The 21,369-nt window shown below is 65.8% G+C and carries 20 protein-coding genes and 1 tRNA gene; 16 read left to right on the top strand and 5 right to left on the bottom strand.

The annotated features are described in order from the left end of the window. Positions 1–43: 43 nt before the first annotated feature. The 8 genes from HB677_RS04610 to HB677_RS04575 all read left to right on the top strand — a co-directional run bounded on the left by HB677_RS04610 (position 44) and on the right by HB677_RS04575 (position 8,968). Positions 44–229 (top strand): DUF4244 domain-containing protein, encoded by a 186-nt coding sequence (locus tag HB677_RS04610; RefSeq protein WP_213814485.1) that lies wholly within the window; start codon positions 44–46, stop codon positions 227–229. After that, positions 207–581 (top strand): TadE family type IV pilus minor pilin, encoded by a 375-nt coding sequence (locus HB677_RS04605; RefSeq protein ID WP_213814484.1) that lies wholly within the window; start codon positions 207–209, stop codon positions 579–581. The genes HB677_RS04610 and HB677_RS04605 overlap by 23 nt, the downstream gene beginning before the upstream one ends. 3 nt (positions 582–584) lie before the next feature. Further along, positions 585–974 (top strand): Rv3654c family TadE-like protein, encoded by a 390-nt coding sequence (locus tag HB677_RS18935; protein WP_374193773.1) that lies wholly within the window; start codon positions 585–587, stop codon positions 972–974. 84 nt (positions 975–1,058) lie between these two features. Further along, on the top strand, positions 1,059–4,079 hold the full coding sequence (gene topA, locus HB677_RS04595) for a type I DNA topoisomerase (RefSeq protein ID WP_213814482.1): 3,021 nt from the start codon (positions 1,059–1,061) through the stop codon (positions 4,077–4,079). Next, positions 4,079–4,696, top strand: coding sequence for a dTMP kinase (gene tmk / locus HB677_RS04590; RefSeq protein WP_213814481.1), 618 nt, complete (start codon positions 4,079–4,081; stop codon positions 4,694–4,696). The genes topA and tmk overlap by 1 nt, the downstream gene beginning before the upstream one ends. A 41-nt stretch (positions 4,697–4,737) precedes the next feature. Beyond that, the gene (locus HB677_RS04585) at positions 4,738–5,886 is read left to right on the top strand and encodes a DNA polymerase III subunit delta' (RefSeq protein WP_213814480.1); all 1,149 of its coding nucleotides are present in this window, start codon (positions 4,738–4,740) and stop codon (positions 5,884–5,886) included. Beyond that, complete coding sequence (locus tag HB677_RS04580; protein WP_307852477.1) at positions 5,883–7,418, top strand: alpha/beta hydrolase; 1,536 nt, start codon at positions 5,883–5,885, stop codon at positions 7,416–7,418. Before HB677_RS04585 ends, HB677_RS04580 begins: the two co-directional genes overlap by 4 nt. Before the next feature lie 23 nt (positions 7,419–7,441). Further along, positions 7,442–8,968 carry an alpha/beta hydrolase gene (locus tag HB677_RS04575; RefSeq protein WP_307852476.1) on the top strand — a complete coding sequence of 509 codons (1,527 nt, stop codon included), beginning with the start codon at positions 7,442–7,444 and terminating at the stop codon, positions 8,966–8,968. 13 nt (positions 8,969–8,981) lie between these two features. On the opposite strand, the gene HB677_RS04570 is transcribed toward HB677_RS04575, so the two are convergent. Beyond that, entirely contained in the window at positions 8,982–9,818 is an 837-nt protein-coding gene (locus tag HB677_RS04570; protein WP_213814479.1) for a fumarylacetoacetate hydrolase family protein, read from the bottom strand. 137 nt (positions 9,819–9,955) lie between these two features. Here HB677_RS04570 and HB677_RS04565 point away from each other — a divergent pair, with 137 nt between their 5' ends. Continuing rightward, a complete protein-coding gene (locus HB677_RS04565; RefSeq protein ID WP_255546174.1) occupies positions 9,956–10,594 on the top strand; it encodes a TetR/AcrR family transcriptional regulator in 639 nt (212 codons plus the stop codon). Between the two features lie 46 nt (positions 10,595–10,640). After that, positions 10,641–10,716: transfer RNA gene (locus HB677_RS04560), tRNA-Thr, on the top strand. A gap of 694 nt (positions 10,717–11,410) precedes the next feature. Here HB677_RS04560 and HB677_RS04555 read toward each other — a convergent pair. Further along, complete coding sequence (locus HB677_RS04555) at positions 11,411–12,178, bottom strand: SDR family oxidoreductase (RefSeq protein WP_213814478.1); 768 nt, start codon at positions 12,176–12,178, stop codon at positions 11,411–11,413. 141 nt (positions 12,179–12,319) lie between these two features. On the opposite strand from HB677_RS04555, the gene HB677_RS04550 reads away from it, so the two are divergent. The 4 genes from HB677_RS04550 (at position 12,320) to HB677_RS04535 (ending at position 17,113) form a co-directional block, all read left to right on the top strand. After that, complete coding sequence (locus HB677_RS04550; protein ID WP_213814477.1) at positions 12,320–13,240, top strand: helix-turn-helix transcriptional regulator; 921 nt, start codon at positions 12,320–12,322, stop codon at positions 13,238–13,240. Positions 13,241–13,404: 164 nt separating this feature from the next. Continuing rightward, a complete protein-coding gene (locus HB677_RS04545; RefSeq protein WP_213814476.1) occupies positions 13,405–15,138 on the top strand; it encodes a sodium:proton antiporter in 1,734 nt (577 codons plus the stop codon). Positions 15,139–15,204: 66 nt separating this feature from the next. Further along, positions 15,205–16,242: a hypothetical protein gene (locus tag HB677_RS04540; RefSeq protein WP_213814475.1), complete on the top strand. Its 1,038-nt coding sequence runs from the start codon at positions 15,205–15,207 to the stop codon at positions 16,240–16,242. 91 nt (positions 16,243–16,333) lie between these two features. Continuing rightward, positions 16,334–17,113 carry a class I SAM-dependent methyltransferase gene (locus HB677_RS04535; protein ID WP_213814474.1) on the top strand — a complete coding sequence of 260 codons (780 nt, stop codon included), beginning with the start codon at positions 16,334–16,336 and terminating at the stop codon, positions 17,111–17,113. A 39-nt stretch (positions 17,114–17,152) separates the two neighbouring features. Here the strand turns inward: HB677_RS04535 and smpB are convergent, their stop codons facing one another. Next, on the bottom strand, positions 17,153–17,620 hold the full coding sequence (smpB, locus tag HB677_RS04530; protein WP_213814473.1) for an SsrA-binding protein SmpB: 468 nt from the start codon (positions 17,618–17,620) through the stop codon (positions 17,153–17,155). A 181-nt stretch (positions 17,621–17,801) separates the two neighbouring features. Between smpB and HB677_RS04525 the strand changes: the two genes are divergently transcribed. After that, a complete protein-coding gene (locus HB677_RS04525; RefSeq protein WP_213814472.1) occupies positions 17,802–18,677 on the top strand; it encodes a PhzF family phenazine biosynthesis protein in 876 nt (291 codons plus the stop codon). 49 nt (positions 18,678–18,726) lie between these two features. Here HB677_RS04525 and HB677_RS04520 read toward each other — a convergent pair whose 3' ends face one another. Together HB677_RS04520 and HB677_RS04515 are read right to left on the bottom strand one after the other, a co-directional pair. Then, positions 18,727–19,536 carry a DUF1206 domain-containing protein gene (locus tag HB677_RS04520; protein ID WP_213814471.1) on the bottom strand — a complete coding sequence of 270 codons (810 nt, stop codon included), beginning with the start codon at positions 19,534–19,536 and terminating at the stop codon, positions 18,727–18,729. Between the two features lie 52 nt (positions 19,537–19,588). Next, entirely contained in the window at positions 19,589–20,461 is an 873-nt protein-coding gene (locus HB677_RS04515; RefSeq protein ID WP_213814470.1) for a sigma-70 family RNA polymerase sigma factor, read from the bottom strand. Positions 20,462–20,532: 71 nt separating this feature from the next. Between HB677_RS04515 and HB677_RS04510 the strand changes: the two genes are divergently transcribed. Beyond that, entirely contained in the window at positions 20,533–21,354 is an 822-nt protein-coding gene (locus tag HB677_RS04510; protein ID WP_255546173.1) for an SDR family oxidoreductase, read from the top strand. The last annotated feature ends 15 nt before the right edge of the window (positions 21,355–21,369 follow it).

The raw sequence follows: 21,369 nt of genomic DNA, 5'->3' as shown, positions 1-21,369 counted from the left end.
GCCGCCGAGACGCGTTTCGACGCAGAAAGAAAACGAGGCATCCATGAGACGACTGAGAGATCGTTTCCGGCAGTTACGAGACGAGGAAGGAGCGGCGACGGCGGAGTACGCAATCGCCACGATGGCGGCCGTCGGGTTCGCGGGGCTGCTGGTGGTGATCATGCGCTCGAACGAGATCCGCGGCATCCTCACCGAGCTGGTGCGCAATGCGCTCACCTACTCGCCGTAACTTGCGGGCGACCGGCGGCAGCGAACGCGGTAGCGTCACGGCCGAGTTCGCTGCCGTCATTCCCGCGGTGATCCTGGTTCTGGCCGCGGCGCTGGGATGCATGCAGGTTGCAGGTGAACAGTTGCGGCTGCAGGATGCCACCGCGGACGCGGCGCGGTCGTTGGCGCGCGGCGATGGCTCCGGCCACGCCTCCGGGAGGTTGGCTGAGGCGGTCGCGGGAGCCAGCTTCACCGTGCGGCACCGCGGCGACCTGCTCTGCGTGACCGCTCGGGCCCGCTCGTCGGCGGGTGCCGGGCTAGTCTCGCTGCTCACGGTGCGTGCGACCGCCTGTGCGCTGGACGGGGGTGGATGACCCGTGGGCGCAGACATCGGAGAACGGACGCTGCGATCGTGCGGAGCCCGTGATCGCGAAACGGGGGCTGCGGCAGTTCTGGCGGTTGCCGTGGTCGGTGCGATCGCAGCCCTAACGGCCACAATTCTTCCCCTATATATAGGTATGAGTATTCGGCAGTCGGTGATCGCCGCGGCCGATGCATCCGCCTTGGGCGCCGCCGACGTCGCGTCGGGTCGATTGCCGGGCGTTCCCTGTGCGATTGCTGAGGAAATAGCTGGTGCAAACCATGCCCGAATCGACCGGTGTGAGGCGGATGGACTGGTCCTCACGGTTGTTGCGGAGCGTGATTTCCTCGGAATTCGTCTGCGGGCCGCCGCGGCAGCCGGACCACCGGACCTGGTATCGAATTAGGTGCAACGCGGGTTGACCTGTGTATGGTGTCGCTGACGGTGGCACTTTGCACCGCCATTCACTGTCGTAAACAAGAGGAGCACCGTGCCCGGCACGAACAAGCTGGTAATCGTCGAGTCGCCTGCCAAGGCGAAGACGATCGGCCAGTACCTGGGTGATGGCTACGAGGTTCTCGCCTCGGTAGGTCACATTCGTGACCTCGTTGAGCCCAAGAACCTGCCGCCGGAACTGAAAAAGGGATCCCTCGGCAAGTTCTCCGTCGACGTGGAGAACGGCTTCGAGCCGTACTACGTCGTGTCCGAAGAGAAGAAGCGCACCGTCGCCGACCTCAAGCGAGCTCTGAAGGATGCCGACGAGGTCTACCTCGCAACTGATGAGGACCGCGAGGGTGAGGCCATCGCGTGGCACCTGCTCCAGGTGCTCAAGCCCAAGGTTCCTGTCAAGCGGATGGTCTTCCACGAGATCACCAAGGACGCCATCAACCTCGCGAAGGAAAACACGCGCGAGCTCGACACGGCTCTCGTTGACGCGCAGGAAACCCGCCGCATCCTCGACCGTCTCTACGGCTATGAGATTTCTCCCGTGCTCTGGCGCAAGGTGGGCCCCGGCCTGTCCGCCGGCCGCGTGCAGTCCGCCGCCACCCGCCTCGTTGTCGACCGTGAGCGCGAACGCCTCGCCTTTATCGCCGCCGGGTACTGGGACCTCACGGCCCACCTGACCCCGGGTGACAACCCCACCGATTTCGAGTCACGCCTCGTGCGCATCAACGGCACCCGCGTCGCCACCGGCCGCGACTTTGACGACACCGGAAAGCTTCGCGACAGGGTCGTGGCGCTGGATGAGGCATCCGCTACCGTCCTCGCGACAGCGCTCGCCGAAGACAGCGTTCGCATGACGGTCTCCTCGGTGGAGTCGAAGCCCTACACGCGCCGCCCGGCCGCGCCCTTCACGACGTCCACCATGCAGCAGGAGGCCGCTCGCAAGCTGCGCTTCTCCTCGCGCCAGACCATGAGCGTCGCGCAGTCGCTGTACGAAAACGGTTTCATTACCTACATGCGTACCGACTCGCCGAACCTGTCGGACCAGGCGATCACCGCGGCCCGCAAGCAGGCAACCCTGCTGTACGGCGCGGACACGATTCCCGAGAAGCCGCGCTACTACACCGGCAAGAACAAGAGCGCGCAGGAAGCCCACGAGGCTATCCGCCCGTCGGGTGAGACGTTCCGCACGCCCTCCGAACTGCAGTCGACGCTGCGCGGCAACGAGTGGAAGCTCTACGACCTCATCTGGAAGCGCACCGTCGCCTCGCAGATGTCCGACGCCAAGGGCTTGACCGCGTCTGTTGTCATCACGGCGGATCGTGCTACCGGCCTTCTGGCGGAGACGCCGGCGGTGGCATCCATCACCGCCGCTGAATTCGTGTCGACCGGAACCGTCATCACCTTCCGCGGCTTCATGGCCGCCTATGAGGAGAGCCAGGACGAGGACCGCAACCAGGTCGCCGAGCCGAGCGAGGCCAAGCTTCCCCCGCTGAAGGAGGGTCAGGTTCTGACTCTCGTCGACGTGGACGCCAAGGGACACGAGACGAGCCCGCCCCCGCGCTACACCGAGGCGAGTCTGATCAAGACGCTGGAAGAGCTGGGTATAGGTCGCCCGTCGACGTACACGGCCACGATCTCCACGATCGTCGACCGCGGATATGTCACGCCGCGCGGATCGTCGCTGATTCCGAACTGGATAGCGTTCTCGGTCGTGCGTCTGCTTGAGCAGTACTTCTCCGACCTCATCGAGTACCAGTTCACCGCCGACATGGAGGCCGACCTCGACCGCATCGCCGGGGGAGAGGCCGACCGCGTCGAGTGGTTGACCGGGTTCTACTTCGGTAACGAGACCCACCGGGGACTGCGTACCGTCATCGACAACCTCGGAGAGATTGATGCGAAAGACATCAACTCGATCAAGATTGCGGATGACATCACCCTGCGTATCGGTAAGTACGGCCCCTATCTCGAGGCTCCGGGTGACGATCCCGAGACCCCGCGGCGGATCAACATCCCGCAGGACCTGGCGCCCGACGAGCTGACCCCGGCCAAGGCCCGCGAACTCATCGACGCTCCCGTTGTCGGCGACCGCGTGATCGGACTGAACCCCGAGAACGGCAAGCAGATCGTGGCGAAGGACGGCCGATTCGGTCCGTACATCACGGAGCTCGAGCCCGAGCCCGAGGTCGACCCCGAAGCAGTCGCGAAGGAAGCAGCAGAGGCCGCCGCTGCGGCGGAAGCTGCCATCGTCGCGGCCGCCGCCGTTGCCGCCGGAGAAACTCCGATCAAGCCCAAGCGCAAGCCGGCCGCGAAGAAGGGCGTGGCCGTCAAGCCGCGCACCGCCTCCATCTTCAAGTCGATGGACCTGGCAACGGTTGACCTCGACACCGCGCTCAAGCTGCTGTCGCTCCCGCGCGTCGTCGGACATGACCCGGAGACGGGCGAGGAAATCCTCGCGCAGAACGGCAAGTTCGGTCCCTACTTGAAGAAGGGCGCGGACACGCGCTCGCTCGAGACCGAAGACCAGATCTTCGACATCGAGCTGCAGGGCGCGATTGACCTGTACGCGCAGCCCAAGTACGGCGCCCGCAAGGCCAGCAGCGCACTCAAGGAATTCGACGCGGACCCGGTGAGCGGCAAGCCCATCCGGATCAAGGACGGACGCTTCGGCGCGTACGTCACCGACGGCGTCACCAACGTGACGATTCCCCGTGGTGAGCAGATCGAGGACATCGACTTCGATCGTGCCGTCGAGATGCTCGCCGACAAGCGCGCCAAGGGACCGGCGAAGCCACGAGGCAAGGCCCCCGCGAAGCGTGCACCGGCCAAGCGTGCCCCAGCGAAGACCCCCGCGGCGAAGACCACGACGACCAAGGCAGCGGCTGCGAAGTCGACCACCGCCAAGGCGACCACCACGAAGACCACGGCGGCCAAGTCCACCGCGGCCAAGTCGGCGTTGTCGAAGACGGTGTCTGCCACGGCCGCGAAGGCCATGACAGCCAAGGCTCCCGCCGCGCGCAAGCCGGCAGCAGCGAAGGTCGCCGCCCCCGCGAACGAAGCGTGATGAGCGGACTGTTCATCACGCTCGAGGGCGGGGATGGTTCGGGAAAGTCGACCCAGTCGGCGCTCCTGGCCAGCTGGCTCGAAGAGCAGGGGCGCACCATTGTGCTCTCCCGCGAGCCCGGCGGGACCGAGCTGGGTGTCGAGCTGCGCGAGATCATCCTTCACCGACGGGGTTACATCGCCCCGCGGGCGGAGGCGCTGTTGTACGCCGCCGACAGGGCGCACAACATCGCGACAAAGATCCGGCCGGCGCTGGAACGCGGTGACGTCGTTCTTCAGGACCGCTACCTCGATTCATCCGTCGCCTATCAGGGAGCCGGGCGTGTGCTCGACCCGACCGAGGTGCGCAACCTCTCGCTCTGGGCCGCCGAGGACCTGCTGCCGGATCTGACGATCCTGCTCGACCTCGACGAGACCGTCGGACGCAGCAGGCTCGACCAGTCCCGCACGCAATACGACCGTTTGGAAGCCGAAAAGCAGGACTTCCACGCCCGCGTCCGGGCGTCGTACCTCGAGCTTGCCGACGCCGAACCGGAGCGCTTTTTGGTGCTCCCGGCCGCCGACAGCATCGAGTCCATCGCCAGTGCAATCCGTGCGCGGGTTGCCACACTTCTATAACGTCGCCCTGCGTTGTCAGCTGCGTAACTTAGGCTGACCGCATGGGTGTGTGGGACGAACTGACCGGTCAAGCGGACGCGATCGCGATCTTCAGCGCTGCTGCCGCCTCCGGAGATCTCGACTCGTCGATGACCCACTCGTGGCTGGTCACGGGCCCGCCCGGCTCGGGGCGCTCCAATATCGCCTATGCCTTCGCGGCCGCGCTGCTGAGTAATGGGGCGGATGACGCGGCGACGCAACGTCAGGTCGAAGCGCGAACGCACCCCGACCTCGGCGTGCTCAGCACCGAACGCGTCATCATCAGCATCGACGAGGTGCGGGCGCTCGTGAAGACGTCGCAGTTCTCCCCGTCGGTGGGTCGCTACCGCGTCATGGTGATCGAAGACGCCGACCGCATGGCGGAGCGCAGCTCCAACGTGTTGCTCAAGGCGCTCGAAGAGCCGCCGCCCCGCACTGTCTGGATCTTGTGCGCTCCCAGCGAGGCCGACCTGCTTCCCACCATCCGTTCCCGCGTGCGCAGCGTGCGGCTGCGCGTGCCCGGTGTGGACGAGGTCGCCCAGCTGATCGCCCGCCGTGACAACGTGGATATCGAAATCGCAACCCGCGCCGCCCGTGAGGCGCAGAGCCACATCGGCATGGCCCACCGCCTCGCCACCAATGACGAAGCACGCAACCGTCGTGAGCAGACCCTGCGCATCGCGCTTGGGCTCCGCTCGGTCTCCGATGCCGTCCGTGCTGCTGCCACCATGCTGCAACTCGCCGGCGACGACGCCAAGGCCATCACCGAAGAGCGTGACGCCGAGGAGCGGGCGAGCGCGATGCGGTCCCTCGGTGTGGAACCCGGCGGCACGATCCCGCCCGCCCTGCGCATCCAACTCAAGAACCTCGAAGAAGACCAGAAGCGCCGCGCGACCCGTAGCCTTCGCGATGGGCTCGACCGCATCATGGTCGACCTGCTGTCGCTCTACCGTGACGTGCTGCTGATGCAGCTGGGCGCGACCATCGAGCCGATCAACCTCAGCATCCGCTCCGAGCTGGTGCTCGCGAGCGAGCGGTCCTCCCCGGCGGAGACCCTCGCCACCCTCGACGCGATCTCCACCGCGAGAACCCGTATCGACGGCAACGTGAGCCCGGCGCTCGCCCTGGAGGCGATGCTCATCTCGGCAACAAGAAAAGACGTATCTCTGTGATTTCACGCCGCCGCCTCGGCATGACGGCCCTGCTTCTCGCTGTGCTCGTCCCGCTCAGTGGATGCTCCGCCTGGTTCTTGCCGCCGACGACCAACGCGACCTCGACCCCGTCAGAAGAGAAGGTCGCCGCCGACCTCGAGCCGTTCTATGGCCAGCTTCTGCGCTGGAAGTCCTGCGGCGACGGCATGCAGTGCTCGACGCTAACCACGCCCCTGGACTGGGCAGACCCGACCGGTGACACCATCAAGCTCGCGCTCGTTCGCCAGCAGGCAACCAGCGGCAAGGCGATCGGATCCCTGCTGGTGAACCCCGGCGGCCCCGGCGGTTCCGGGTATGACTTCGTGCACGACAGCGTCGACTACGCGACCAGCGACGCCCTGCAGAAGCAGTACGACATCGTGGGCTTCGACCCCCGCGGTGTCGGCCGCTCCACCGCCGTCGACTGCTACGACGACCCGGCCGAGTTTGACGCCATCAACTTCGACATCCCCAAGGGAGTTCGCGGGTCCGACGCCTGGCTGGCCGAGGTCACCGCGACCGCCGGCAAGTTCGGGGCAGCCTGTCTCGACCACACCGGGGACCTCCTCGCCCACGTCGACACCGTCAGCGTCGCCCGTGACCTCGACGTGCTTCGCGCCGCGCTCGGAGACGCCAAGCTCAACTACCTCGGCTACTCCTACGGAACCCTCATCGGCGCGACCTACGCCGACCTCTTCCCGACGAAGACCGGCCGGCTGGTGCTCGACGGCGCCGTCGACCCCACCGCCACGGCATTCGATATCAGCCTGGAGCAGGCCAAGGGCTTCGAAAGCTCGTTGCGCGCCTTTCTGGCGAAGTGCCCGACCCTGAGCGGATGTCCCTTTAGCGGAACCGTCGACGAATCGATGACCGAGATCCGTGCGCTGCTCGACAGCCTCGACGCCAGTCCGCTCAAGAACAGCGACGGCCGCCAGCTCGGGGCGAACACCATGTTCACGGCCATCGTCTACCCGCTGTACAGCCCGGACAACTGGCCCGCCCTGGTACAGGTCTTCACCACCGTGATGGCCGGCGACGCGTCATCCGCTTTCCAGGTCGCCGACGCGTACTACAGCCGCTCGTCCGATGGCACCTACAGCACCAACTCGGCGGAGGCCTTCAGCGCCGTCAACTGCCTGGACTACCCGCTCGACGACAACGTCGCGACCATGCGCGCGGAAGCCGCCCAGCTCGACGCCGAGGCGCCCGTCTTCGGTCACCTCATGGCCTGGGGCGGCACCAGCTGCGCCAAGTGGCCGTTCCCTCCGACGGGCAATGTCGACCCGATCGCCGCGAAGGGCTCGGCGGACATCCTGGTTGTCGGGACGACGGATGACCCGGCCGCGCCATACGTCTGGGCGAAGAGTCTCGCCAACCAGCTCGAGAACGGCCACCTCGTCACCTTCACCGGTGAGGGTCACACCGCGTACAACAAGTCCAACGCCTGCATCAACACCACCGTCGACGACTACCTGCTGGCCGGGACCGTTCCCGCGACCGACCCCCAGTGCTGAGGCAGGGCTCCCGCAGGAGCGGGGTGGTCCGCTGGGCCGTCGCGGTCGCGGTGGTGGCGCTCATCGCACCCCTGTCCGCGTGTTCGTTGCCGTCTCCCGGACCCGCGACGTCGACGCCCGTTGCGGAGGACGCCCCGACCGCCGCGGTGCAGCGCTACTACGACCAGACACTCATCTGGAAGGACTGCGACGACGGAGCGCAGTGCACCACAGCGATCGCTCCGATGGACTGGGACAACCCGTCGACGGACACCGACATTTCGCTGGCGCTCACCCGTCACGTTGCCACCGGAAAGAAACTGGGGTCGCTGTTCGTCAATCCCGGCGGGCCGGGCGGTTCGGGCTACGACTTTGTTCACGACGACGTCGACAGCGCTGTGCAGCCGGCGCTGGCGAAGAGTTACGACGTGATCGGCTGGGATCCCCGCGGTGTCGGCCGTTCCAGCGCCGTGAAGTGTTACGACGACGCGCAGCTCGACGACTTCCTCTATGACATTCCGGCGGCCCCCGTCGACACCCCGGAGTACGACGCGGAGACCATCCAGGCCTCCAAGGACTTCGGCGCCGCGTGCCTCAAGAACACGGGGCAGCTGCTCAATTTCGTGGATACCCAGAGCACCGTGCGCGACCTCGACATGCTGCGCGCGATCGTGGGGGACACCGCGCTCAACTACCTCGGATACTCCTACGGCAGTGACATCGGCATGTACTACGCCGACCGATTCGCCACCAAGGTCGGCAAGATGGTGCTCGATGGATCGACCGATTCCACCGTGACCTCCTTCGACGTCACCCTTGCGCAGACCGCCGGGTTCGAACTGGCCCTGCGCAACTATCTGACCGCGTGCCCGAAGACCGACGACTGCCCGTTCACCGGAAACATGACGGCCGACCTCGCCACGATTCACGGCCTCTACGAGACCCTCGACGCGAAGCCGCTCACGGCGCCCGATGGACGCAAGCTCACCGCGGGCGTGCTGGACACGGCCATGTCGATGGCGCTCTACGACGAGTCATCCTGGCCGTACCTCAGCGACCTGTTCTCCGAGGTGGAGGCGGGAACGACGACGACAGCCTTCTACCTGTCCGACTTCTACTACGGACGCGACACCGACGGCACCTACGCGGACAACTCGACCGAGGCGTTCGTCGCCATCTCCTGTCTCGATTACCCCGCAGTCACCGACCCGGCAGAGATCGCGCGCGAGAACGCCGAGCTGCTGAAAGCATCGCCGACCACGGCGCAGACCTCCGACCTTGGTGACGTGACCTGTGCGAACTGGCCGTTCCAGCACCGCGGTGGCGCGGCGAAGGTCGTCACCGGTGCGGGTGCGGCTCCGATCCTCATCGTGTCGACCACGGGCGACCCGGCCACGCCGTACCAGTGGGGCGTCGCGTTGTCCCACCAGCTGCAGAGCGCACACCTCGTCACCAACAATGGCGAAGGGCACACCGGGTACAACGGCGATTCCCGCTGCGTGAACACCACGGTCGACAACTACTTCACGAAGGGAACCGTGCCCGACGCCGATCCGAAGTGCGCTACCTAGTCCGAGGCATCCATCACGCCTGGGTGTAGACCTGACGCTGCCGACCGAGCCCCTCGATCTCCAGCTCGACCACATCGCCCGCGCGCAGGTACGGGAACTTGCCCGACAGCGCGACGCCGGCCGGAGTCCCCGTCATGATGACATCGCCGGGCTCGAGCGCCATGAACTGGCTGAGGTTCCAGATGATGAAGTCGACATCGAAAATCAGGTCGGCGGTCGTGGAGTCCTGACGCGGCTCGCCGTTCACCCAGCTGCGCAGACGCAGGTTGCCCGGGTCGACCTCGTCGGGCGTGACGAGCCAGGGCCCGAGGGGGCTGAAGCCGGGCGCCGACTTTCCCTTGCTCCACTGGCCGCCCGAGATCTCGATCTGGAACTCGCGCTCCGAGACATCGTTGGCGAGCAGGTACCCCGCGACGTGCGCCGCCGAGTCGGCGGGCGAGTCGAGGTAGAGCGCCTTGCGGCCGATGAGCACCGCGAGCTCGACCTCCCAGTCGGTCTTGTGGCTCTTGCGCGGAATGGCGACATCGTCGTTCGGCCCGCCGACGGTGTTTGGCGTCTTGAGAAACAGGATCGGCGCGGTGGGCGGCGCGGAGCCCGACTCGGCTGCGTGCGCGGCGTAGTTCATGCCGATGCAGATGATCGCGCTCGGCCGCAGCACAGGAGCACCGACGCGCAGTGCGCCAGCGCCGTCCAGCACCGGCAGGGAACCGGATGCCACGGCCGCCCGCACCCGCTCCAGCCCAGCCATGTCGGAGAAGTCCTTGATCACCCCTCGCAAGTCGAGATAGCGGTCGCCGTCGACCAGTACGGGGATCTCGCTGCCGGATTCCCCGAGGCGTGCCAACTTCATCTGGTATCCATTCATCGGGGGTAGTCGGTTCGTCCATTCTGTCGCCCGCGGCGGGAGAACCCTCGCAATCGACCGAGAATATTCCTGCGTGTGCGAGCGCAGGAATGCAAGTTTGCATCCTGTGCAATGATTGAAGCATGTCTGACGCACCCGCCCTCGGCCTCCGTGAACGCAAGCGAATTGCGACCCGCCGTGCCATCCAGCGCGCCGTCCTCCGCCTCGCCTCCGAGCGCGGCCTCGAGCAGCTGACCATCGAAGACATCAGCAGGGAAGCGGATGTCTCGCCCCGCACGTTCTTCAACTACTTCGGGTCCAAGGACGCCGCCGTCATCGGCGATGCGCCCGACCTGCCGAACGACGCGTCCGTCGAGCGCTTCATCACCGCCGGTCCCGGGGCCGACCTCATGGATGGCATCCGCGAGCTCATGGTCGAGGGTGTGGAGACCGCGCTCGAGGACCGGGTGGAGACCCGCCAACGTCGCGAACTCCACAAGCAGTACCCGCACTTGTTCGCCCAGCGCATGGCCAACATGCGTCAGTTCGAGAACGCGCTCGCCTCGATCGTCGAACAGCGTTTGGCTCAGGATGACCCTGCGCTGGCGCAAGATGCGGAGGCGCTTGCCTCTCGCGCCCGCCTGATCACGCTGGTTGCCATCGCTGCGCTGCGGCACGCCTGGTCCCTCTGGGCCGACGGTGAGAGCAGCGAGGGACTGCCCGAACAGATGCGCGATTCCTTCGCGGAGCTGGAGTCGCTCCTCGTTTCGGCGCGGCCCTAATCTTCGGCTATGCTTTCAGACTGTGCCCCGGCTTGCCGTGACACTCGCCGCCTTAGCTCAGTTGGTAGAGCATCTCACTCGTAATGAGAAGGTCGTCAGTTCGATTCTGACAGGCGGCTCCACAAGATTCCCCGCGATCACTAGCATTCAGTGATGGCTGCGTGGGTTGCCTGACTCTGAGAAGACGGCTGTACCCGCATTTCGCCCACATTCGTATCCCGGGCGCGCTCATTGCCCAGTGCGACATACGTCACAACGGATTCACGTCTACATTGTGTAGCATCACTAGTTGCTTGGGACGGACATGCTTCATGAATGAGCGTGGACAACGCAAATCGCCAAAAGTCTCAATGATGTTGAAGACCATCATCGCAACGTGGCTACTTGTGATGATCGGCTTTCTGGTTGTAGCAGGTGTAACAGCGCTAGCGGGCGATGCCGAGGCAGTTGTGTGGATGTACTTGGCGCGGGCGTGGGCTTCAATTGGAATGCTGATCGCCATTCTCACCGTCGCGATGGTCCGAAGGCCTCCCGCGAATTGACCGTTCTGCTTTCCGACGCGGTCACGCGTCGGAAATTGTCATGGTTGACCTCGCGACGGAAGTGCTTTCTGCACCTCGGCAGATCCTCTACAACTTGGCCGACCGCTGCAGCGATGGGGCCAAAGGCCTGACCGTCATCATGTACGAATCTGCACCGCTTGCATGGAGAAGGGTATGGCCGACTAGTGGTTCGGAACCACGGAGGTCGCCGTCCATCACTGGTAACGAGCGTGTGACGGGCTGCCGAGAACCTCGATCTTCTCGAACGTCGCGTCTAGACGACCTGTCGGGTCGGCATAATCGTGATGTGTTGCAGGTTCACGTGGCTGGGGAGGCTGACTGCAAACGTGACGACTTCGGCGATGTCCGCGGCGGTGAGGGCGGTCATCGTCTCTTGCGCCTCTGCGAGCCAGTCGGTGACGTTTTTGTCGGTGACATGGTTAGCGAGTTCGGTTTGCACGAGGCCCGGTGCGATGGATCCGACGCGTACGCCCTTCGGGCCGAGTTCTGCACGCAGCGTAGTGGTGAAGTGTTTCACGAACGCTTTCGTACCCGAGTAGACGGCGAAGTTCGTGAACAGGGCTTCGCCGGCGACGGATCCCGTGCTGATGAGGTCGGCGGGTGCGCCAGTTGCGGCGGTTTCTACCAGCTGATCCACGAACGCCCCAACAGTTGTCACAAGCGCGCTCACGTTGAGGTCTATCTGGGTTTTCCATTGATCGTCGCGGTGCTCACCGATGGGTGCTGGAAGCATGATGCCGGCGTTGTTGAACAGGATGCCCGCCGACCCGAGCTTGTTTTTGACGGCCGCAGCGGCCTCCCGGACCGCAGACGAGTCGGTAACGTCCGCCGCGATGACCAAGGCGGTGCCACCCGCGCGTCGGATATCCGCCGCAATGGCCTCGAGCCTGTCGGCGCGACGAGCGATGAGAGCGACGGATGCCCCAGCGGCGGCAAGGCGGCGGGCCGTTGCCTCACCAATGCCGGAGGAGGCCCCGACGATAACTGCGACACGGCCGGTGAGGGTGGGAGTGGATGTCATGGCGTTGTCCTTTCGAAGACGTGCTTACAGCCAACGGGAGTGCATGGTCCGATGGGGTGTTCGGACAGGCACGGTGCTGCCTAGGACCGACATTGCGACTCGCGACCGCGACAGCGATGATCGGAGACCCATACTGGACAGATGGAGAGCCAAGACGGACTGAAGCAGTTTCTTCGGGCGAGCCGGGCCCGGCTGACGCCCGATGATGTCGGCCTGGCGATCGTTTCGCCGTCCACCCAGCCAGAGAGTGTGCGGCGGGTGCAGGGACTGCGCAGGGAAGAAGTCGCGCAGCTCTCTGGAGTCAGCGTGGATTACTACGCCCGCCTCGAGCAGGGGCGCACCAAACACGTTTCGCCAGCAGTTCTTCGCGCGGTCGCCCGTGCCCTGCGCCTCAACGAAACTGAGCGCGATTACTTCTTCGCCTTAGTCAACGCACAGACTGAGGCGCCGCCGCCTCCGCCGCTACCCGTACAGCGTGTGCGACCCAGCATTCATCATCTTCTGGCCTCATTCACTGACTCGCCTGCATTCGTCATTGGGCGGGGGATGCAGCTTCTCGCCATGAACCGGTTGGCACGCGAGGTGCTATTCGATTTCGAAACCGTTCCCTTCGAGCAGCGGAACCTGGCCAGGTGGACCTTTCTGGCAGACGAAGCCCGACAGCGTTTCGTCGGCTGGGAGAGCGTCGCATCGGACGCTGCCGCCATTTTGAGAGTCGATACCTCGGCTAATCCTGGCGACCGCTTCCTCAATGAGCTCATCGGTGAGCTAACCGTGAAAAGCGATGAATTTCGGCGGAAATGGAATGAGCACAGAGTGTACGAATGCACTTTCGGATCGAAACTGCTGGAGCACCCGCTCGCCGGACGCATCACGATCACCTATGAGGCTTTCGATGTTCCCGGAGCGGATGACCAGAAGATGTTCGTGTATTCAGCGGCACCGGGTTCCAGGTCGCAGGAGGCGCTGAACCTCGTCGCTAGCTGGGCTGCCGAGAGTGGCGGAACAGTGAAGGATGCTCCAATAGCGTCGCCCTCCGATCGGAGTGCAACGCGTGGCTGATCAGCCCCGGTTGGTGCGCGCGCTCACACGCTGTGTAGTGATTGGTGTCTGACAGGAGGCTCCACCGACACGCCCTGGGGGGCAGGCCTTCTGAGTGTGCCGGGGTCGAAGGCACCGCGCGCTCTCGAAGTCATTCAGAAACATACGTCCGATACCTTTAACCAATGGAACTCGGTATCTACGGCGTCATCGGCATCGCCGTGCTGGTCGCCGCCACGGCGTTCTCCAAGAAGCTCGGTGTCGCGGCTCCCATCCTTCTGGTCGCCGCGGGAGTGGGATTCTCCTTCTTGCCGGGAATCCCCTCCATCAGCCTGCCGAGCGAAGTTGTGCTCGATGGTCTGCTGCCCCCGATCCTCTATGCCGCCGCTATCAGCGTGCCGATCGTCGACTTTCGCCGGAACCTGAGCACGATCACGAGCCTGTCGGTCGTGCTGGTGATCGCGACCGCCTTCGGCGCGGGCTTCCTGCTCTACGCGCTCTTGCCGGATCTCAACTTCGCCGCAGCCGTGGCGCTCGGAGCGATCATCAGCCCGCCGGATGCTGTAGCCGCGACATCCATTGGCCGACGACTCGGATTGCCGCCGCGCATCCTCACGGTCCTCGAGGGCGAGGGCCTGGTCAATGACGCGACCGCTCTCGTTCTCCTGCGGTCGGCACTCGCCGTGGCAGCAGGCGGGATCATCAGCCCCTGGGCAGGCGTCCTCGACTTCTTTTACGCGGTCACATTGGCCATCGTGATTGGTCTGGCAGCGGGCTTCGTCACCGTGTACATCCGGTCAAAACTTCACGACCCCGTGCTGGACACCGCCATCTCGCTCGCGGTGCCGTTCGTCGCGTTCATGCCGGCCGAAGGAATCCACGCGTCGGGTGTTCTCGCGGTGGTGGTCGCTGGCCTGTACACGGGTCACGCCAGCCCCGCGTTGTTCGCCGCGCAATCACGCATCAGTGACCGAATTAACTGGCGCACCGTGCAGTTCCTGCTCGAGAACGGCGTCTTCCTCCTCATCGGTCTCGAAATTCGCACCCTCATCGAGGACGTGAAGCCGGGCACCCTCAGCGCTGGTAACGCCGTGATCATCGGCCTGATCGCCACGGTCGCGCTCATCATCCTGCGGTTCGTATGGATGGGTCCGCTGGTCTTCGCCCTGCACCGCCGGGCCGAACGGGCAGAGAAACGCACCTTCACCATGTGGCTCTTGCTCGGGTACTTCCGCACCCATCCGAGCCCGAACCGCAGGGCCACGCGGCGCCGCATTCGCACCGAGAAGATCTACGACCGACGACGATTCGACCTCGCACAGCTGCGTGGGGAGAGCATCGATTGGCGGGGAGGCGCGGTTCTCGGCTGGTCAGGTATGCGCGGGGTCGTCACGCTCGCCGCCGCCCAATCCCTCCCGGAGAACATCGCGTACCGCGAGCAGCTCATCCTCATCGCGTTCACCGTCGCGGTGGTGACGCTCGTTGTGCAGGGTGGCACGCTCCCCTTCGTCATCCGGCTGCTCGGGATCCGTGGAGTCGACGAGGCGCAGGACCGCGAGAAGCTCGCGATTCTGCTCGACGAGATCAGCTTCGATGGACTTGTCGTGTTGGATGACCCGAGCGCGGCCATCGGGCAGGAGGGCACCGAGGTCGATCCCGACGTTGTCGAGCGCGTCCGTCAGTCGTCATTCCTTCGCGCCGAATCGGCGTGGGAGCGGGCCAACGCCCTGGGCGCCGAACCCGGCGAGACGCCGCACCATCAGTACCGTGAGCTGCGTCTGGCCGTCGTCGAGGCCGAGCGGCAGAGCCTCCTTGTTGCCCGCAGCCGAGGTTCCTACCCCTCCCGGATCCTGTCCCAGGCGCAGGCAATGCTCGACCTGGAAGAGACCCGACTGCGCCCTCCCCGCTCGGAGCACTGACCGCTGCCACACAGGTCCGTCCGCAGGACTACGACACCGAGTGGTGGTGCCGAGGACAATGGCCGCATGACCGAAGATTTTGGCTGGGTATCCGATGTCGCGCGCGGCGAGTGGCTTCTGCCGATGAAGGCCGAGCCGTGGAACAGTATTCTTTCCGTCGTTCCGCGTGGATTCGAAGCGTACGCACGGGTATTCCATCCGACAGAGCGCGACCGGCCGCGCGCCACAGGAACATGGCTCGGGGTGGATACGTCCACGCTGTTTTCCGAGGTGCACGACCTCGACGCGGCGATAGAGACCGAACAGGCCACCTGGGCGATGGTCGCAGCAGCGTTCGGTACCACCATGCATGCCGAGGCACAGCATGCGCTCCTGATTGCGAAGGATAGGAGCTCCGACAGCGCAATAGCTCCCGATGGGTGGCGCTACAACGACGCGTCTCAGGGTTCGATCGACGCTGCGTCGCTCGCCGCGGCATCCGCTGTCCTCGCTCGTCACACCTCGACTCCGGGTGCCGGCGTCGCTGCGGTCTGGGAAGGCTGGGGTGGACTGACCAGTTCGTCGGGATCGGCCGTGAGCTACGTCCTCCTCGAGTCGGACGACGATATGCCCGAGTGGTTCGGCGACGATGCCGGGGTTATCCAGCAAGGGTCGCTTCGTCAACGTATTGTGGCGGCGGCCAGACGTCTCGTCGGCCGTCGGTCGGGGTCTGAGTTCTTTCCGGGTCATCCGTTCCGCCAGCCAAAGCCCGGCACGGGTGTGCTCAGCCGCGAGATATCCGCGGGGCCTCGCTTCGAGATTCTCGAAGGTACTGGCCGAAGCTATGTGCTGTTCGAAGCGGGCGCAACCGATTTCGCCGATCCACAATGGCCCGCCCGTGCCCCCTGGGTCGTCCACGAGTGGGACGTGCAGTCGCCCAGCATCATCTGGCCCGACGACCATTCCTGGGTCCTCGCAACGGAGATCGACTTCGACTCGACGCTGATTGCGGGCAGCCAAAAATTAGTAGACGAGCTCACCCACACTCCCGGTATCGAGGCGATGCAGATCGGCCCCGACGCCGACCTCACGAGCGAGGGCGATCGGATCAACCGCCCTGCGTAAGCCTTCCCTCGCATCCCGGAGAGACGCCTGCTGCGGAGGTAAAACACCAGGCCGCTGGCAGCGGTTCCCCGGCCGCGAGTAGCGTGGATGCATGTCGTTTGACGTCGCCGCCGACGCGTACTCGCGCTTCATGGGTAGGTTTTCCGAGCCGCTCGCCGGGGAGTTTGCCGCGCTCCTCGGGTTGCGAAGTGGCCAGCGGGCCCTCGATGTTGGATGCGGCCCGGGAGCGCTGACGTCCGTGCTGGTCGAGGCGCTGGGCGAGTCATCCGTCGCCGCCGTCGATCCTTCCGCGCCGTTCGTCGGGGCCGTGCGGTCTCGCTACCCACTCGTTGACTGCAGGCAGGCCTCGGCCGAGTCGCTGCCCTTCGAATCCGGCGAGTTCGACGTCACGCTCGCCCAGTTGGTGGTGCATTTTATGGATGACCCGGTGCGGGGCATCCGGGAGATGGCCCGCGTCACCCGACCCGGCGGCACCGTCGCCGCCACCGTGTGGGACTTTGCCGGCGGCGCGGGCCCGCTCGCTCCCTTCCGGGAAGCCCAGCGCAGCCTCGACCCGGACGCGCACAACGAGGCAACCCGCCCCGGCACCACCGAGGGCGACCTCGCCCGGCTGTTCGCGGAGGCGGGGCTCCTCGACGTGCGCGCGCCCGTTGTGACGGTCGAGGTGCAGTTCGCCTCGTTCGAGCAGTGGTGGGAGCCGTTCACCCTCGGCGTCGGCCCCGTGGGTGACTACCTCAACTCCCTGACGCCGGACGGGGTGGCCGCGGTGAAACGCGCGTGCGCGGAGCGCCTGCCCGCGGGACCCTTCTCGACCGTGGCATCCGCCTGGGTCGCCATCGGCACCGTCGGGAGCGCCGACGCTTTCGCATAGAGCCGTCGGCGGCCGGCAGCTAGACGTCAGCGCAGGCGTTCAGCCGCGGTGAGCGCCCATCGCGCGATCCGCTGCGCGTCGGTCTTCCGCGTCCCACTCGGCCTTGCGCTTGTCATAGTCGCGCTTTCCCTTGGCGACGGCGATCTCGACCTTGGCGCGACCATCACTGAAGTAGATCGACAGCGGAATGATGGTGTACCCGCCCTCTTTGACCTTCTTCTGAATCTTAAGAATCTGCTGCTTGTGCAGCAGCAGCTTGCGTTTGCGGCGCGGAGAGTGATTCGTCCAAGTGCCGCCGATGTACTCCGGGATGTAGACGGCATCCAGCCATGCCTCACCGGCATCGATGTAGGCGTACCCGTCCGTCAGTGACGCGCGTCGGTCACGGAGCGACTTGACCTCCGTGCCGGAGAGAACCATGCCCGCCTCGTAGGTGTCCTCGATCGTGTAATCGTGGCGCGCCTTCCGGTTGGTGGCGACGATGGTGATGCCCCGCTCTTTCGGCATGTCGTCTGTCCTCCATTTCGGCGATCCATTCCCTCGCACCCGGATGGGGCGCACACAAGAAACAGCCGTTGGGAGGGCCTGCATATTCCCCAGGGCCAGAAATAGACAACCGCAGTGCGGCGAGCCACGAGTGCCCGATTGGCCCGCGACGCGGGGTGCGACGGGTTTGTATTCTTCCGGCATGGAGATACTGACCTACCGCGCGTTCACCACGACGGAATCGGACCCCGCCTCGGGCAACCCCGCGGGAGGCGTCATCGACGCGGACGCCTTGTCGCGGAACGAGATGCTCCACATCGCGGCGGAGCTGGGGTTCAGCGAGACGGCCTTCCTTAGCGCGATCACGCCGGACTCCGCCCGGGTGCGCTACTTCACGCCGCTGGATGAGATCGCCTTCTGCGGGCACGCGACCATCGCATCCGGCGTGGCTCTCGCCCGCCGCGGAGCGGCTCCCGTCGTGCGGCTGGAGACCCGCGCCGGCGAGGTGCCCGTTGAGGTCAGCCGCGATGCGGCAACGCTGACGGCTGTCGACAGCACGGTGCATCCGCTCGCCGACGACGTGCTCGATGAGCTGCTCGACGCTCTCGGACTGACGCGCTCTCAGCTCGACGCCGATCTGCCCGCGGCGTTTGTGCGGGGCGGCAACCCGCATCCGATCGTCTTCGTGCGCGCGGGCGTGCTCGGGCTGCTCGATCATGACGCCGACGCGGTATTGCGGTTACAAAATCGGGAGGGATGGGATGGCACGGTGCCCGTGGTTCACCGCGAATCCGGTCACCGGTTTGTGTCCCGTAATCCGTTCCCGCGCGGGGGTATCCGCGAGGATCCGGCCACCGGATCCGCGGCGGCGAGCTTGGGCTACTACCTGCGCGCGGGTGGTCACCTGTCGGTGCCGGCGACCATCGAGGTGGCGCAGGGGGCGGAAACGGGGCACCCGTCGCTGATCACGGTGCAGGTGCCGGCCGAGGGACGAGTTCGCGTGGGCGGCACCGCCGCGGCACACCGCAGGCTCGAGGCGGGGGAAACGCACGACAAGATCGTGCTGGTCGCCGGGTAGCAATCGGCACGTCCGGGGTGTGCGGCGCTCCGGCGGGATCGTGCGCCTGCTAGAGGCGGGCGAGTTTTGCGCGGGTCACCAGGAAGATCCCGTAGTTGATCAGGCCGATTCCCACCAGCACCAGCGCGATTGTGCCGAGCGGCGGCACCGCAAGCAACCTGAGCGCGCCATCGAGGCCGGATGCCTGTTGCGCGTCTCCGGTGACCGCAGCGGCCACAAACGTGCCGCCGACGATGCCGAGCGAAATCCCCTTGGCGATGTATCCCGATGCACCGAGCACAAGGACGATACGCCCTCGTCGGCCCGTAGGGATTCGGATGAGCTTCCGGAAGCCACGGCGAATGCCGATGGCGATAAAGCCGATACCGCTGCCGAACACCGTGAGCCCGACACCGACGAGGATCAGGACGCCCGTCGACGTCGTCAGCAACGCGGTGTTGACGTCACGCGTGGTCTCCGACGAGCTTGTTGCGCCGCCGAGGGCGAAGATCAACACCGTGCCGGCGAGAGTCAGCGATGCCAGGCCCTTCCCCGATTCGGCGATCCGTCGACCCCACCGCTTCAGACGGCTGGGGTTATCCGAAAGACCGCCCCTGGTGAGCTGCCAGATCCCGAGCGAGAGAAGAGCTCCGAGCGCTGCCCACACGAAGATGAGTCCGACCGGACCGGAGGCGAGCCGGGCGATTGCGCCGGAGGGATCCGCCTCCTGCGAGGAGGTGTCACCGAACGCAAGCCTGATCGCGAATCCACCGATGATGAAGTGGATGAGGCCGTTGACTGTGTACCCGGTACGGGCCATTCGCCGGAATCGCCGCGTTCTGACCAGGGAGCGCGCCGTCGGCACACTCACTGTGGACATGTCACCAGTTTCCCACGAATACCGCGGTTGGCTCCTTCCGGAGACCTCGTTGTCAGTCGCGGAGCAGGGGAGGGATGGCCAGCGTCGCAATGCGGTCCGGGTCGGCGAGCACATTCAGACCGGTAATGCGGCCTCCCGCGATCGCAAACACCATGAGCGAGACGATCTTCCCGTGCACGGTTGCGACGATGCCTGGCCGGCCGTCGATGCGCGCCAGGGTGGAGTGCGCGGCAAGCCGACCCGCCAGCACGGCGTTGTCCGCGATCTCGCGGGAGCCCACCAGTACCTGCCGGCGAACTCCGTAGTCGGCGGTCAGCACCGCCCCGTCGTCGAGCAGCTCAAGAATCGCGGAAAAGTCGCCCGTCTGCACGGCCTCGAGCCACGCGGTGACGACCGATCGCTCCCGACCCCGGTCACGGAGCTCGGTTGGTGCAGATTGCCGGACTCGCCTCCTCGCCCGCGAGGCGAGCTGCCGGGCGTTCTCCGGCGTCCGGTCGATCAGTGTCGCCACTTCATCGAACGACATTCCGAACACATCGTGGAGCACCAACGCGAGACGCTCCGCCGGGGTCAGCAGTTCCAGTACGACCAGCAGAGCCGTGCCCACCCGATCGGCCTGGGCTACGTCCGTCAGCGGATCACCCCTCGACGGGTCATCCTGTCGATCCCAGACGGTCACATCCCATCGTCGTTCCCGCACGTAGCGCGGCGAGCGAACCACATCGAGGCTGAGCCGGGACACCACCGTGGTGAGCCACGCATCGAGGTTGTCCACCTCGTCCGGGTGCACGCGCTGCAGGCGCATCCACGCGTCCTGAACGACGTCCTCGGCTTCGGCGAACGATCCCACCAGTCGGCGGGCAATGGCAACGAGGCGGGGTCGCTGCGCGTCGAAGCGGTGGGCGAGCGTGTCGGGATCGGTCATGTCACATTCCTCCGGTTCATCCGTCATATCACTGACGGGACGGAGGTCTCGATCGTGACGGAAGGAATGACATGAATGACATACCGGGGACATGGATGGGTGGCCCGATTCTGGTGACCGGTGGCACCGGCGACCTCGGACGCCGCGTGGTGCGGCGGCTCGTCGGTCATGATGCTGCGGTGCGGGTGCTCAGCAGACACGGCGGTGTGGACGAACCCGGCGTGCACCACTACGTGGGAGACACGGTGCACGGGCGCGGGATGACGGAAGCGATGGATGGCGCGGACGTCGTTGTGCACCTCGCCGGGGGAGCGACGGGCGATGACGTCGCGGCCGGTCATGTCGCCCGGGCAGCGCGGGCGGCGGGAGTCTCGCACCTGGTTCTGATTTCGGTGGTTGGCGCCGACGCCATGCCGATCGGGTATTTCCGGGCGAAGGCCGCGGCGGAGAGAGCGGTCGCGGATTCCGGTGTGCCGTTCAGCATCGTGCGGGCTGCACAGTTCCACGATTTTGTGCTGCACACCGTGGGGGTGATGGCACGGTTGCCCATCGTTCCGGCGCCGGGCGAGCTCCGATTGGAGCCGGTCGCGGCCGAGGAAGTCGCCGACGTCGTCGCCGGACTCGCCCTGGCGGGCCCGAGGGGACGGGTGGCGGACATCGCGGGACCGGAGGTGCTCGAGATCAGGCAGATCATCGCCACGCTTCGGGCGATCCGAGGCAAGCACCCCCGGATGATGACGGTGCGGCTGCCGGGAGCGGTGGGTCGCGCTTATCGCGATGGCCGCAACCTCGCGGCATCCGGCGCTCGCCGTGGGAACGGAACATGGGAGCAGTTTCTTGCCGAGACCGTGTCGCTGTCACCGCCGAGCCATCGGGAGACCGCGGCGCGATGAAGCCCGGACGGAGTT

This window comes from Glaciihabitans sp. dw_435 (assembly GCF_018449675.1).
In the GTDB taxonomy this organism is placed as follows: Bacteria; Actinomycetota; Actinomycetes; order Actinomycetales; family Microbacteriaceae; genus Glaciihabitans.
The sequence above is the reverse complement of the archived record's forward strand: the minus strand, read 5'-3'. Positions and strand labels throughout refer to the sequence as shown.